The sequence below is a fragment of the Stutzerimonas sp. 21-1 genome, from assembly GCF_056336065.1.
Window position 1 is genome coordinate 3,962,251 of sequence record NZ_CM150500.1, and the last position, 13,321, is coordinate 3,975,571.

Genomic DNA, 13,321 nt, shown 5'->3' on the forward strand with positions numbered 1-13,321 from the left:
CGTTCACTGCACGGCGCAGACGCTGTTCAGGCCAGGTGTACGCAGGCGCAGCTGCTGTTTGTGGCCGATGCCGTTGTCGGCCAGGCTGCGCTCGAAATCCGGCACCCAGGGCTGGTTGCCCTTGAGCCATTCGGCCTTGCTCCAGTCGATGGCGGCGCTGTCCGGATCGGCCTGCAGCAGCGGCTGCAGGTGGCGGTCGAGCAGTTCGCCGAGGCGGGTCTGCGGCGTCACGCAGAACATCATCGGCGCGGCGAACAGCAGGTGGTGGTCCCAGCTGATGAAGACCAGCTGCTTGCCGTTGAAATTCTCGATTCGGTCGCGGGCGACGCCGACATACTCTTTGCGGGCAACTACGGACATGGTGATGTTCCTTCTTGTTGTTCTGTTCACGAAGCCGGCGTGACCGGCCTCGCCTGACTCCTGCGCCCGCAGGCGCAGGCGCAGGGATCGTCGGTCACTGGTTGGAGGTGGACTGCGCGCGCCAGCGCTCGAAATTCTCGCGGTCCTGCGAGGTGGCGAAGTCGCCGTTGTCCTGGCCGTCGGTGAGGAACGCCCAGTCCATCCAGCCCATCAGGTCACCGTGCAGCGGCGCCTGCATCAGCCCCGGCATCGGCAGCCAGGCCTGGATGTACTTCTCCGGCTCGTTGTCGAAGATGTCCTTACAGCCGTCGGAGCAGAAGTGGTAGGTGTCGCCCTTGTAGACGGTCTCGCGGTGGCAGGTCAGCGTCGGGTCGCCCGGCTCGGTGAACAGGGTCGGCAGCTGGCAGCACTGGCACAGCTTGGGCAGGCCGAAGTTGTTGAACGGCGCACCGGTCGCGGCTTCGTGCTTCTTGATGTGCTCCCAGCGCGGGCGGTAGTACTTGTCGAAGGTGGTCGGGTACTTCTTCGACAGCCAGTCCATGTCCTCCTCGGACGGCACCCAGACGTGGAACGCGGTGCCGAACTTCCACTGGTACAGCGCCAGCATCAGCTGGTGGGACATGTGGTCGATGGCCTCCTCGGCCTGGTCCCAGTGCTTGGGCGGACGGATGCCGTAGCGCGCCAGATCCTTGAACAGCGCGCCGCCGTTCTCCACGCCGTAGATGTTCCACGCCTCGCGCCAGCTCATCACGCGCTTGGGCAGCATGTAGTCCATCATCGTGCTGACCAGGCTCAGCACGCGCACGCCGCGCCAGAACCACTTGTCGATCCAGGCCTGGACGATCGGCAGGTTGTCCGGGTGCTGTTCGAGCATGAACTTGATGCACTCCAGCCCCAGCGTCATGTGCCGCGCCTCGTCGGACTGCGCCGAGAAGCCGAAGGTGACGGTGGCCATGTCGCCGTTGTAGGCGGCGCCGGACATGAACGGCACGAACAGCAGGTTGGTCAGCACGTATTCGAAGCTGAAGCCGATCGCCATCATGAATTCGAACGGCCCGGCGGACATGGCGTCGTCGAAGAACGAGCGCGCCACCGAGGTGTACCAGATGCGGTCGCGCTGTTCGGCGAAGGCATGGAAGCCGTTGTAGAACTTGTTGTAGTTCGACAGCGCGTGGATCTGCGTCTGCGCGTGGCGGATCTCGTCGATGGCCTGCATCTGGCAGGCGACCTGGGTGCCAACACCGCGGAACTCGCGACCGACACGGGCGAAGCCCTTGTGCGCCGAGTATTCGCCGGGGCTGATGGCCTGCAGGAAAATCTTCAGTGCCGACAGGTAGCGCGCGTCGGTGATGTTCAGGTGGCCGTTGTTCTGCGCATGGGCGTCGATGATCGCGTAGAACTTGCGCTCCTTCTCCGCCTGGTACTTCCAGTAGGCGTCCATGGTCAGGCGGAACGGGTCTTCCCACTTGTCCCAGTCGGTGATTTTGATGCCTTCGTAGTCGATGTACGGAAAGATCTCGGCGCTGCTGCGATAGCTCGGCTCCCAGGCCAGGTCGCGGGTCAGCAGGCGGTATTTTTCCTTCTGGGTCAGTTTCTTGTTCTGGGTCTTCATATCCATGGGAAAGTCCTCGCTCAGGAGCGCCAGGTCAGGGTCAGGGAGTCTTCGTCTTCGCAGACGTTGCCCGACAGGGTGATCAGGTTGACGTTCAGCTCCTGCATGTCGAAGCTGCGGCCGATCTGCTCCTCGATGGTTTCGCGGTTGATCACCAGCTGGCCGGGGGCGTCGATCTTGACCATCGCCGGTTCGCGGTTGACCACCGCCTCGGGGTTGTCGAGTTCGATGGCCTCGATGATCGGGCGGGTTTCTTCGTTGGCTTGCAATGCGATGAATACGGTGGACATGTCGAAGCTCCTCAGATGACCACGCCGGTCTTGTCGAGACGCGCCTTGAAGGCGTCCAGTTGTTCGCTGACGATGTCCTCGGCCTGTTCGGCGAAGACCTGGCGCACCAGCGGCAGCAGCGCCGGCACCGCGCGTTCACGCCAGACGCCGACCCAGGCCTGCAGCTGCTCGCGGTTGGCCTCGGATTCGCCGGCGGCAGTCTTGATCACCGCATCGACCCACTTGCGGGTCTCCTCGAACCAGTCGCTCATGAACTGGGTGAGCATGGCCACCGCCGAACCGCCATTGGCGGCGAAGTGCTCGTCGACGATGCGCGCGTAGACCAGCGGGTAGAGCAGCCCGTCGAGCACCAGGTTCTGCGCCACGAACGACTCGAACGGGTCGCGCAGCACCAGGGTGTCCTCGACGTAGCGGCGCAGTTCCTGCCAGGCCGCACCTTGCATCCAGGCCGCCTTGCCGGCGTCCAGCGCCTCGGTGCCGCCCAGCAGCAGGCCGATGCGCGACAGGTACTGGGCGGTGCCCAGGTTGTCCATCGCGTGGTAGATGCACGGCTGGGTGAAGATCGCGCTGTAGCCGTAACCGCAGATGAAGGTGTTGTTCAGGTTGGCGCCCCAGGCGGCGTGGCGCAGCGGCACCAGCAGCTCCAGCGCGGCAGTGCGCACGGCCTCGGGCAGCAGCTCGACCAGCCCGCGCGACTCGACGAAGGTGAAGTTGGCCTCGGTGGTTTCCTGCTGGCGCGCGCGCGTCAGGGTGTAGGTGCTGTAGTAGAACTGGCGCGGGTCTTTCAGCGCGTACCAGTCGCGCATGACGATCTTGCTGATGGCCGGGTCGTAGAGTTCCTGGTCCGGGTCCCAGGTCGGCCGGTAGTGCAGGTTTTCCGCGGCCTGGATGTCGTAGCTGCCTTCCTGGTAGCGCGAGGCGGGCTTGTCGCCAAAGCGCCGGGCCAGGTGGTCGAAGGTCTGGCGCAGTGGCTGGATGCTGACCGTGCGTAGATCGATTTGCATGTGCTGTCTCCCTGGGCGCCGCGCCGCTGGCGGGCGCCGTTGTTCTAGTGCTTGAAACGAACCTTGGTGGCATCGGCCAGTCGCCAATTCCACTGCGCGGCATCGGAGCCGTCATCGAGCACGCCGGCTTCCGGCGGCAGAACTTCCACCGCGTTGGCGGTGCAGAACTCGATGAAGGCCTCGTAGGTCAGGATCATTTCGACGAACAGTTCCGGCTCGCCGATGGCGAAGTCGAACTCGACGAATTCCCCGGCCCGGCTGCCGGTGATGCGCACGTAGCGCTTGCGCATATCCAGCTCGGCCGGCGTCATGTCCAGCGCGTGTTCGGGCGTGCTCATGGCCGGCTCCTCACGTCACGACGGTCAGGAAGGTTTCGTGCAGCTTGCGTTGCGGGTAGTCCAGCCCCTGGCCGAAGTTGTCGAACGTCCAGGTGATCGGCTCGTAATCGGGGTACGGCTGATAGCCGCCCATGAAGGTCTCGAAGCGGTTGCCGGAAGGGTCCCAGGCATAGATGGTGCAGCCGCGGGTGACGCCGTGGCGGGTCGGGCCGATGTCCACCTCGACGGCGTTCATCGACATGATGTCGCCGGCGCGCAGCACCTGTTCCCAGCTCTCCATCAGGAACGAGCAGTGGTGCAGCTTGCCCGGCTCGGGGTACTCGGCGAAGGCGATGTCGTGGACCTTGTGCGAGCAGGACAGCCAGATTGCCGCTTCGCCCTCACCATCCGGCGCGAGCACGCGTTCGACCAGATAGAAGCCCAGCACTTCGGTGAAGATTTTCTTCACTTCGGCGACGTTCGGGCCGTACATCAGCGCGTGATCGAGGCGCACCGGACCGATGCCGTGCTCGCGGGCCTGGGTCCAGGGTGCGGGGTTCACCAGGCCGGCGCCGTTGCCGATGATGGTCTTGTCGGCATACAGCTCCATCAGGTGCCCGGAAGGCAGTTCGAAGCGCACGCGCTCGCCGGTCTCCAGCATCTCGCCGGCGGGGATGCGGGTGGTTTGCAGGCCGTAGGCGCGCAGATCGGCGTCGAGTTTTTCCAGGGTGGCGCGGTCGAGCACCTTGAAGCCGAAGAAGTCGAGACCGGCGCTGTCAGCCTCGCGGATCACGTAGGAGTTGTGGTCGCGTTCATCCCAGCATTTGAAGTAGACGCGACCCTGCGCGTCGCGGCCGGTTTCCACCAGACCGAGGACGTCGCGGTAGAACCGTACTGCTTCTTCCAGATTGAGCACACGGACCTGGGCATGGCCCGGCCTCAACACACCTGTCATTGCCATTTCTTGTCTCCGTTATTGGCTAATGAGGCTTGGTTGCGGTCTGCCTGGCGGCACACCGAAGACCTTTCTGTTGTTGCAGCAGAGGAATTGCAGGGACGGTGCCAACTTGGTTAATGCATTGATTTACATAACTTTTTAGTCAGATAGGGCGCATCGCGAAGCCGCGGCGGACTTACGTTTATGTCCAACCGCCCTCGCCGCCTTACAAAAACGTAAAGCCCGCGGGCCGTGCGCGGTCGACGGCGCACGGCGCAACGCCGGAAATCACCGGCAATCGGCCGCCGCGCGGCGGTTTACGTGAGGAAAAAGCCTGCGCTGAAATGTCGCAGGCCAGCCGGCGGACGAAAATGTCCACTGGCTGGCCGTATCGGGAGGGAGAACCGCGGGAGGTGTTCGTTTTGGTCAGGTACGCGGGCCTCAGCCCAGCGTCTGCTTGACCCGGTAGGCCAGTTGCCGGCGGGTGATGCCGAGCAGGCGCGCGGCGTGGGTGAGGTTGCCGTTGGCGCGGCGCACCGCCAGTTGCAGCAGTTGCGCCTCGTGCGCCTGCAGGTCGAAACCGTCCTGCAGCAGGTCGTCGTAGAGGCTGTCGAGCCGGGCCTGGCGGGCGTTGCCGACATGCCCCTGGGGATCGACCGCCGCGCCCGGCGCCGGCGCGGGCGCCATGCCCGGGAACAGGTACTTGACCTCGACCTGCTCGCCCGCCGGGGTCAACAGCACGGCGCGCTCGATGATGTTCTCCAGCTCGCGCACGTTGCCCGGCCAGTCGTAGTCCATCAGCGCCTGCATGGCCAGGTCGCTGACGCCCTGCAGGGTCTTGTGATAGGTCGGCGAGTATTTTTCCAGCAGCACCGAAACCAGCACCGGGATGTCCGCCTTGCGCTCGCGCAGCGGCGGGATCACCAGCGGATAGGTAGCCAGGCGGTAATACAGGTCGGCGCGAAAACGTCCTTCAGCGATGGCCTGCTGCAAATCGACGTTGGTCGCCGCCACCAGCCGCACGTTGACCTTGCGCGGCTTGTCGTCGCCCAGCCGCTCGACTTCGCCGGTCTGCAGCACGCGCAGCAGCTTGACCTGCGCCGAGGGTGACAGCTCGCCGAGTTCGTCGAGGAACAGCGTGCCGCCGTCGGCGCGCTCGAAACGCCCGGCGCGCGAAGCCTGTGCGCCGGTGTAGGCGCCCTTCTGCACGCCGAACAGTTCGGCCTCGATCAGATCGTTGGGAATCGCCGCGCAGTTGACCGCGACGAAGGGTTTGTCCGCGCGCGCGCTATTCTCGTGCAGCCACTGGGCGAAGACTTCCTTGCCGACCCCGGTCTCGCCCAGCAGCAGCACGGTGATCGGGCTGTTGGCGGCCTTGCTGAGCAGCTCGAAGGCGCGGCTGAAGGCCGGCGAACTGCCGACCAGATTGCCCGGCGCGCGCAGCTCGACCTGCCGGCTGCGCAGCTGCCAGAGGTTCTGCTGGAGGTCCTCGAAGGCCGTCGGTGTGTCGACCTGGCAGTAGTCCAGGTCGACATCGTCGCCCCAGGCTTCGGCCGGCTTGCCGACCATGGTGCAGATGGCGTCGCCGCAGCAGGTGCAGTGGGTCTCGCGGAACACGATCAGCCGCTTGAAGAAGCGCGACACATAGCCCGACGCATAGCCGGCCATGGTCCAGCAGGCCATGTGTTCGCCGACGCCGAACAGTTGCAGGTGCGATTCGGCTTCCCACGAGTTGGCGCAGCTGACATCGCCGAAGAAGGTGCCTTCTTCCCAGTCGATCCTGGCGTCGGTGATGGTCGAGCGCACCAGCCCCTCGAACGCGTGCAGCTCGGGGCCGATCTTGAACACGTCGTAGGCGTCGCCCTGGCCGTAGAGCTTGTGCGCCAGGTCGGCGTCGTTCTGCCCGGCGGCAAACCCCATGCGAAACAGCAGACCCTGGGCGCGCTTGGGACCGAGCGACTCAAACAGCTCCTGGCGCAGCGCGCCGAACGCCTTGGCGTGCAGCAGCAGCATGCGGTTCTCGTCGAGCCAGATCTGTCCGCTCTGGATGTCGAAGCGCAATCGCGACCTTAGGTTGAAGCGCTCGATCAGGGGTTGCTCGGCCATGGTCTTTTCAAGGCATCCCGGGTATCGGCCCATGATTATTGTTATTCCTGTTTGATGCTGCTTCTGGTACCGCCAATCCTTCGTTTGTAAGCGCACCGCCCTGGATTGTCACATGGGCTTTAGTCTAGGCGCCCAGCGCCGTACAGGCCTGCTTGACGCTGGCATAGGCGGCGCGCACCAGCGGCACGCTGCGTTCGCGCTGCTGTTCCAGCGCACCGTTCTGCGCCGCCGCCAGCAACGGATCGCGCTGCGCACGGTAGTCGAGCAGCGCCTGGCGCAGTTGCGCCAGCGCTTCGCGACGCACGCTGGCCGGCAGCTGGGCGAGCAGTCCGTCGACCTCGGCGTCGAGCCGCTGGATGCGCTGCACGTGCGGCAGCATCTGCTCACGATTGCGCGCGTTGATCACCATGATGGTGTGCGCGCGGGTTTCCTCGACGGCTTCGAGCAGGCTGGCGTGGGCGTCACGGTTGACGTCGATACGGTTGGCCAGGCTCTTGAGTTCCACCAGCCCGAGCATCAGCTCGCGCAGCCCCTTGTTGCAGTCGTTGACCTTGCTGTCCAGCGTGCCGGCGAGCTGCGCCACCTCGCTGGAATCGTCAAGCAGCTGGCCGGCGCTACGTGCCTGGCTGTCGGCGTTGTCGGCGATGACCTGCACCGCACTGACGGTGTCCTGCGCGGTGGCGGCAATGCCGCCGAGCACCTCGGCCGCGGCGGTGGAGCGCGCCACCCCCTCGTCCGTGCCGCGTCGCGCGCCGGCCAGGCGCTGGTCGAGGCTGTCGATACCCTGGACGATCAACGAGATGATCTCGCCGACGCTGAGCGTGGCGTTGCCGGTGCTTTCGGCCAGCTTGCGCACTTCGTCGGCAACCACGCTGAAGCCGCGGCCCTGCTCGCCGGCGCGCGCCGCCTCGATGGCGGCATTGAGCGCCAGCAGGTTGGTCTGCCCGGCGATGCCCTGGATGATCGCGACGATCTCGCCGATGCGCCCGACCTGCTTGCGCACGCCGTCGAATTCCTCGCCGACGGCGGTGACGTTGGCCGACAGGTCGAGCATGGCGCCGGCCACCTGGCGCACCTGCGCGCCGCCGCCGGACACCTGCTCGCGCGCGCTGGTACTGGCTTCGGCCAGACCCAGCGCCTGCTGCAGGGTGGCACGCGCCTGGTCGGCCATGTCCTCGACACGCCCTCGCGAATCGCGCGCCAGTGCCGACTGCTTGTCGGCAGTGGCCACCGCCTCGGTGAAGCCGGACACCAGCGTACCGGTGGCGACGGTCAGGTCGCAGGCCAGTTTGCTCATGTGCTTGACCGCCTCGACCTTACCCTGCAGTACCTGCTGCAGCAGATCGAGCGAACGCCGGGCGTCCCCGCCGGCATCCTGCGGATCGTCGAGCAGCGCGCGGATGCCGTCGATGCGCGCGGTGAGTGCCCGTTCGCGACGCGCCACACCAGTCAGCAGCAGCAGCCCGAACGGCACCAGCAGCGCCAGCCACAACCCGCGCAGCTGCAGGGCATCGAGCCCGCCGAGGCAGGCAACGCCGGCCAGCGCCAGCATCGCGATCCAGTCCTGGGGATATCGATTCATGCGGGTCTCCTGGCCGGGTCGGTTCAGGCCGTCACGCCGGCTGGCTGGGGCTGGCTACGCAGCACCGGTGCGGCCATTGGACGGAACAGGAAGTGCGCCAGCGCCGGCAGCAGGATCAGCGCGCCGAGCATGTTCCAGATGAACATGAAGGCGAGCAGGATGCCCATGTCGGCCTGGAACTTGATCGGCGACCAGACCCAGGTGGCCACGGCGATGCCGAGGGTGATGCCGGTCAGCACCACCACCTTGCCGGTGAAGGTCAGCGCCTTGTAGTAGGCCTCGGACAACGAGCGGCCGGCGCGCAGCTGCGCCAGGGTCACGGTCATCACGTACAGCGCATAGTCCACACCAATACCCACGCCGAGGGCGATCACCGGCAGGGTGGCGACCTTGACGCCGATGTTCAGCCAGACCATCAGCGCCTCGCAGAGCACCGAGGTGATCATCAGCGGCACCACGGCACAGACCACCGCGCGCCACGAACGGAAGGTGATGAAGGCCAGCACGATCACCGCCGCGTAGACCAGGAACAGCATCTGCACGTTGGCCTTCTTCACCACGATGTTGGTGGCCGCCTCGATGCCGGCGTTGCCGGCGGCGTTGAGGAAGCGGATCTCGTCGCTGCCGTAACGGGCGGCAAAGGCTTCGACGGTGTTGACCACGCTGGTCAGGGTGTCGGCCTTGTGGTCCTTGAGGTAGGCATAGACCGTCAGCAGGTCGCAGTTCTGGTTGAACATCTCACGCGGGGCGCGGGTGATGATGGCGTTGAGCATGTCCTGCGAGCGCGGCATCTCGAACCATTTCATGCTGCCTTCGTTCATCCCGGCGTTGGCCACCTTGGCCAGCCCGGCCAGCGAGCTGGTGGTCTCCACGCCCGGCAGCTGCTGCAGCTCGCGCTCCAGCGCATCCACTGCACTCAGGGTGCTGTAGTGGGCGCAGGCGTATTGCGGGGTCTTGACCATGACGATGTAGACGTCGCTGCTCGCCGCGTAGTTGGCGACCATGAAGGCGTTGTCCTGGTTGTAGCGCGAATCGGCACGTAGCTCCGGCGCGCCGGGATCGGTGTCGCCGATCTTCAGCTGGAAGCTGAACGCCAGGCCGACCGCACCGAACACCACACCCAGCGCCACCGCCGCACCGGCCCAGGGCATGCGGGTGAACAGGTCGAGGAAGGCCCAGAACGGGTGCTTGCGATGCTGCGGATCGTTGGCCTCCGTCAGCTCGGCCTTGAGGCTGCGCTGGGCGGCGACCGGGCTGACGCCGGTGTAGGACAGCAGGATCGGCAGCAGCACCAGATTGGTGAAGATCAGCACGGCGACGCCGATGCTGGCGGTAATGGCCAGATCCTGGATGACCTGGATGTCGATCACCATCAGCACGGCGAAACCCACCGCGTCGGCCAGCAGCGCGGTGAGGCCGGCGAGGAACAGGCGGCGGAAGGTGTAGCGCGCCGCCACCAGCTTGTGGGTGCCGCGGCCGACGTCCTGCATGATGCCGTTCATCTTCTGCGCGCCGTGGCTCATGCCGATGGCGAACACCAGAAACGGCACCAGCACCGAATACGGGTCCAGCTCGTAGCCGAGGGTCGGCAGCAGGCCGAGCAGCCAGACCACCGCCACCAGCGAGCAGGCCACCACCAGCAGGGTGCTGCGCAGGCAGCGGGTGTACCAGTAGAGCACCGCGGTGCAGATGACGATGGCGGCGGCGAAGAACACCAACACCTGGCGCAGCCCGTCGATCAGGTCGCCGACCACCTTGGCGAAGCCGGTGACGTGGATGGCTATCTGCTCCGACTGGTACTTGCTGCGCAGTTCCTCGATGCGCTGCGACAGCGCGTGGTAGTCGATGCGCTCGCCGGTCTCGGCGATGCGCTCCTGCAGCGGCACCAGGATGATGCTGGACTGGTAGTTGGCCGCCACCAGCTGGCCGATCTCGCCGGAGCGCTCGACGTTGATGCGCACCTGTTCGAGGCTTGCCGGCGAGCCGTCGTAGTCGTCGGGGATCACCGGGCCGCCGTCGAGGCCGTCCTCGGTGACGCCGGTCCAGCGCACCGCCGGCGCCCACAGCGATTTCATGTACGGGCGGTCGACGCCGGGCAGCAGGAACACCTCGTCGCTGAGCTTGCGCACGGTGTCCAGGTACTCGTCGTCGAAGATGCTGCCGTCTTTCGCCTCCACTGCGATGCGCAGCGTGTTGCCCATGCCGGCTAGCTGTTTGCGGTTCTCCAGGAAGTTGGCGATGTATGGATGGCTGGTGGGAATCATCTTCTCGAACGCCGCGTTGAGCGACAGGCCGAGCGCCTGATAGCCAAGCACCAGGGTGGCGAACAGGCACAGGCAGACGATGACCAGACGGTTGTTGAACAGCACGCGCTCGGCGAGGGTGCCGGACTGGCGGTCGAAGTCCTTGATGTCACCGATGACCAGATCGGTGGGTACGGACGGCATGTGGCTCATCATTGGACTCTCTCTGCAAGTGCAGTGGGTTCGGCCAGCGCGGCGGGCTCGACGCGGACCAGCCCGCGCGTGCCGGCCAGCACCAGCGCGCCATCGTGGGTCTGCAGCAGGCTGGTGATGCTGGTCGCCGCGGCGGCCGGCAAGGTAGTGAAGCTCTGTCCGCCGTCGACGCTGTGCAGCAGGCGGCCGCTTTCATCGGCCAGCAGCAGCGCGCCGTCGCCCAGGCTCAGCGCGGCATTCACGGTGTTCTCCTGGCCCAGCTCGACGCGTTGCCAGCTGGCGCCGCCGTCGTCGCTGCGCCAGGCGTTGCCGCGCAGGCCGTAGGCCAGCAGGGCATCGCCGCCCAGTTCGAGCGCGCCGAAGAAGGTGCCGGCGTAGGGCGTCTGCACCGCGGCGAAGTGCGCGCCGGCATCCACCGAGCGGAACAGTGCGCCCTGCTCGCCGGCGATCAGCAGCGCGTCACCGGCGATCTGCACCTGATACAGGTGCTTGCCGCGCGGGTTGGGAATCTGCCCGACCAGCGACTGCCAGCGCTGCCCGCCGTCGACGGTGTACAGCGCGATGCCGTAGGCGCCGACCGCGTAGCCGCGCTGTTCGTCGGCGAAGCGCACGCCGAGGAAGGGTTTGTCCGGGCCGTCGGTCACCAGAAATTCCGCACTGCGCAGCGCCGCCGCGGCACCCTCCTCGCCGGCGTCGGCACGCCGCTTGGCGTCGTCGCGGATGATCAGCGCCGCCTGCTTGCCGTCGAGCTGGCGCGTCCAGCTTTCGCCGCCGTCGCTGCTGTGCAGCACCACGCCGCTGTGGCCGACCGCCCAGCCGTGACTGGCGGAGGCGAAATGCACGTCGGTCAGCGCCACGCTCACCGGCACGCTGCGCGCCTGGCGCCAGCTGCGTCCGGCATCGTCGGAGAGCAGCACGATGCCGCGTTCGCCCACCGCCACCAGGCGTTCGCCGGCCCGGCTGACCGCCAGTTGCAGGCTGTGCTGGGCGCGCGCGCTTTCCCGCGCCGGGAGGTCGAGCAGGTCGGGGACGGTCTGCCCGCCGGCTGCGTGGGAGAGGCCTGCCAGGCAGGTCAGGGAGAGCAGGGCAACGGCCAGGGCCGTGCGCCGGTGGAGCGGAATCAGCGCGTGCATGGTACGTACTCGCATCCGACTCCCGCCTCCGCTGCGCCGCCAAGCGGGGCGCCTGCGGGCGGGATAGTCATGAGAGGGAACTCCGGCCCCCTGCCAGCGGCAGGGGAACCAGGACTACAGCCTGGGTTTCGCGGTTCAGCGCACGCCGTCGGCGGCAACCGCATCACCCGTCCAGTGCATTTCCGGCTTGCGCTCGACAACCTTGAAGGTGGCCTCGTTGAGCGACTGCGTGGTGCTCATGGTGTTGGCCTGCAGGTTGAAGATGTGCGCCGGCTTCAAGCCCAGCATCGGGGTGGACGGCAGCACGAACGGGGTGATCTGGGTGGTACGCCACAGCTTGCCTTCGCTGTCGTAGCCGTCCATCAGCAGGGCCATCCAGGAGTCCTCGTCGAAGTAGTACTTGCGCTTGGCCACCGCGTGGCGCTTGCCGCTGGCGACGGTCGCTTCCACTTCCCAGACGCGGTGCAGTTCCCAGCGCACCTTGTCCGGGTTGAGGTGATGCTTGCCGTAGGCCTCGTCCAGCGAGGCGGTAACCACCTCGTTGGCGTTATACGGCACGTACAGTTCCTTCTTGCCCACCAGCTTCCAGTCGAAGCGGTCGATATGGCCCATCAGGCCCATCACCTCGTCGAAGTAGTTGGCGCCGGAGGCGACGAAGTCCGGGGTGTCGTAGGCGACGGTCGGGGCGCGGCGCACGCGACGCTGGCCGACCAGGTACTGCCAGGCCTGACGCGACTGCTTGACGTCGATGCTGTCGCGGAACACCAGCGATTCACCGGCCTTGAACGGCGGGGCGATGGTGGCGAAGCGCTGCAGGAAGTACTCGCCGCTCCAGCTGTCGGCCGAACCGTCCTTGTAGTAGTAGGGGTACTGGTTGGCCTGGTCGTTCATGGTCGCCAGGGTGCGCGAGCCATCGGCGGTGAGCACGATGTTCTTGAAGCTGGCGACGTCGGTGGCCTCGTTCTCGACGCGCAGCAGGTGGTTCCACACCACCTCGACGCCGGACTTGGGAATCGGGAACGGGATACCGCCGTAGCAGCCCTGCAGCGACTTGCCGTCGTCCTTGGTCTGGCACTGAGTGGCGTTCTTCGCGGTGTTGTCGTAGACGTACTGCGGCGCCACGCCGGTGCGGTGGGTCGGGTAGACGTCCACGCGGAAGCTGTCGGGGTACTTCTTCAGCAGCGCCTGGGTGCCCTCGGAGAGGTTGTCGGCGTACTGCGCCATGTTCTGCGCGGTGATCTGCACCAGCGGTTTCTCGTTGGCGAAGGGTTTGGCCGGGATGTCGCCGACCTTGGCGCCGCTACCGTCGACGCCCTGTGTGCCGGTCCAGGCCGGGATGCTGCCGTCGGCGTTGCCGGCCATCTCGCCACCCAGCGGGTTGAGCGTCTTGCCCAGCGCGGCGGCCTCATCGGCGCTCACCGCGGCCTGCGCGCCCTGGGCGCCCATCAGTACGGCAGCCAGTGCCGCCCACAAAGCCGTTTTCTTATGCATTGTCGTTCTCCTCGACTCGGGGATCGCAACCGC

The 13,321-nt window shown here is 66.3% G+C and carries 11 protein-coding genes; all 11 read right to left on the minus strand.

Going from position 1 to position 13,321, the window contains the following annotated elements; translation table 11 throughout:
- Positions 1–3 precede the first annotated feature (3 nt).
- A complete protein-coding gene (locus AC0ZJQ_RS19010) occupies positions 4–360 on the minus strand; it encodes a phenol hydroxylase subunit P4 (RefSeq protein ID WP_008569138.1) in 357 nt (118 codons plus the stop codon).
- A 94-nt stretch (positions 361–454) separates the two neighbouring features.
- Positions 455–1,978, minus strand: a complete 1,524-nt coding sequence (locus AC0ZJQ_RS19015; RefSeq protein WP_476477132.1) for a YHS domain-containing protein — start codon at positions 1,976–1,978, stop codon at positions 455–457.
- A gap of 14 nt (positions 1,979–1,992) precedes the next feature.
- Positions 1,993–2,262 carry an MmoB/DmpM family protein gene (locus AC0ZJQ_RS19020; protein WP_003288492.1) on the minus strand — a complete coding sequence of 90 codons (270 nt, stop codon included), beginning with the start codon at positions 2,260–2,262 and terminating at the stop codon, positions 1,993–1,995.
- Positions 2,263–2,273: 11 nt separating this feature from the next.
- Positions 2,274–3,266, minus strand: a complete 993-nt coding sequence (locus AC0ZJQ_RS19025) for an aromatic/alkene monooxygenase hydroxylase subunit beta (RefSeq protein WP_003288494.1) — start codon at positions 3,264–3,266, stop codon at positions 2,274–2,276.
- 44 nt (positions 3,267–3,310) lie between these two features.
- Positions 3,311–3,604 carry a phenol hydroxylase subunit gene (locus AC0ZJQ_RS19030; RefSeq protein WP_155551017.1) on the minus strand — a complete coding sequence of 98 codons (294 nt, stop codon included), beginning with the start codon at positions 3,602–3,604 and terminating at the stop codon, positions 3,311–3,313.
- 10 nt (positions 3,605–3,614) lie between these two features.
- A complete protein-coding gene (locus AC0ZJQ_RS19035) occupies positions 3,615–4,544 on the minus strand; it encodes a catechol 2,3-dioxygenase (protein ID WP_476477133.1) in 930 nt (309 codons plus the stop codon).
- Between the two features lie 417 nt (positions 4,545–4,961).
- A complete protein-coding gene (locus AC0ZJQ_RS19040; protein WP_476477134.1) occupies positions 4,962–6,626 on the minus strand; it encodes a sigma 54-interacting transcriptional regulator in 1,665 nt (554 codons plus the stop codon).
- 124 nt (positions 6,627–6,750) lie between these two features.
- Entirely contained in the window at positions 6,751–8,208 is a 1,458-nt protein-coding gene (locus AC0ZJQ_RS19045) for a methyl-accepting chemotaxis protein (protein WP_476477135.1), read from the minus strand.
- A gap of 23 nt (positions 8,209–8,231) precedes the next feature.
- Positions 8,232–10,664 carry an efflux RND transporter permease subunit gene (locus tag AC0ZJQ_RS19050; RefSeq protein ID WP_476477136.1) on the minus strand — a complete coding sequence of 811 codons (2,433 nt, stop codon included), beginning with the start codon at positions 10,662–10,664 and terminating at the stop codon, positions 8,232–8,234.
- Positions 10,664–11,812, minus strand: a complete 1,149-nt coding sequence (locus AC0ZJQ_RS19055; protein WP_008569124.1) for a WD40/YVTN/BNR-like repeat-containing protein — start codon at positions 11,810–11,812, stop codon at positions 10,664–10,666. Before AC0ZJQ_RS19055 ends, AC0ZJQ_RS19050 begins: the two co-directional genes overlap by 1 nt.
- Before the next feature lie 120 nt (positions 11,813–11,932).
- The gene (locus tag AC0ZJQ_RS19060) at positions 11,933–13,288 is read right to left on the minus strand and encodes a DUF1329 domain-containing protein (RefSeq protein ID WP_476477137.1); all 1,356 of its coding nucleotides are present in this window, start codon (positions 13,286–13,288) and stop codon (positions 11,933–11,935) included.
- Positions 13,289–13,321: the final 33 nt, after the last annotated feature.

Excerpts from the sequence above, each read along its gene's own strand:
- AC0ZJQ_RS19010 (WP_008569138.1), bottom strand. The coding sequence starts at position 360 with ATGTCCGTAGTTGCCCGCAAAGAGTATGTCGGCGTCGCCCGCGACCGA.
- AC0ZJQ_RS19015 (WP_476477132.1), bottom strand. The coding sequence starts at position 1,978 with ATGGATATGAAGACCCAGAACAAGAAACTGACCCAGAAGGAAAAATAC.
- AC0ZJQ_RS19020 (WP_003288492.1), bottom strand. The coding sequence starts at position 2,262 with ATGTCCACCGTATTCATCGCATTGCAAGCCAACGAAGAAACCCGCCCG.
- AC0ZJQ_RS19025 (WP_003288494.1), bottom strand. The coding sequence starts at position 3,266 with ATGCAAATCGATCTACGCACGGTCAGCATCCAGCCACTGCGCCAGACC.
- AC0ZJQ_RS19030 (WP_155551017.1), bottom strand. The coding sequence starts at position 3,604 with ATGAGCACGCCCGAACACGCGCTGGACATGACGCCGGCCGAGCTGGAT.
- AC0ZJQ_RS19035 (WP_476477133.1), bottom strand. The coding sequence starts at position 4,544 with ATGGCAATGACAGGTGTGTTGAGGCCGGGCCATGCCCAGGTCCGTGTG.
- AC0ZJQ_RS19040 (WP_476477134.1), bottom strand. The coding sequence starts at position 6,626 with ATGGCCGAGCAACCCCTGATCGAGCGCTTCAACCTAAGGTCGCGATTG.
- AC0ZJQ_RS19045 (WP_476477135.1), bottom strand. The coding sequence starts at position 8,208 with ATGAATCGATATCCCCAGGACTGGATCGCGATGCTGGCGCTGGCCGGC.
- AC0ZJQ_RS19050 (WP_476477136.1), bottom strand. The coding sequence starts at position 10,664 with ATGAGCCACATGCCGTCCGTACCCACCGATCTGGTCATCGGTGACATC.
- AC0ZJQ_RS19055 (WP_008569124.1), bottom strand. The coding sequence starts at position 11,812 with ATGCGAGTACGTACCATGCACGCGCTGATTCCGCTCCACCGGCGCACG.
- AC0ZJQ_RS19060 (WP_476477137.1), bottom strand. The coding sequence starts at position 13,288 with ATGCATAAGAAAACGGCTTTGTGGGCGGCACTGGCTGCCGTACTGATG.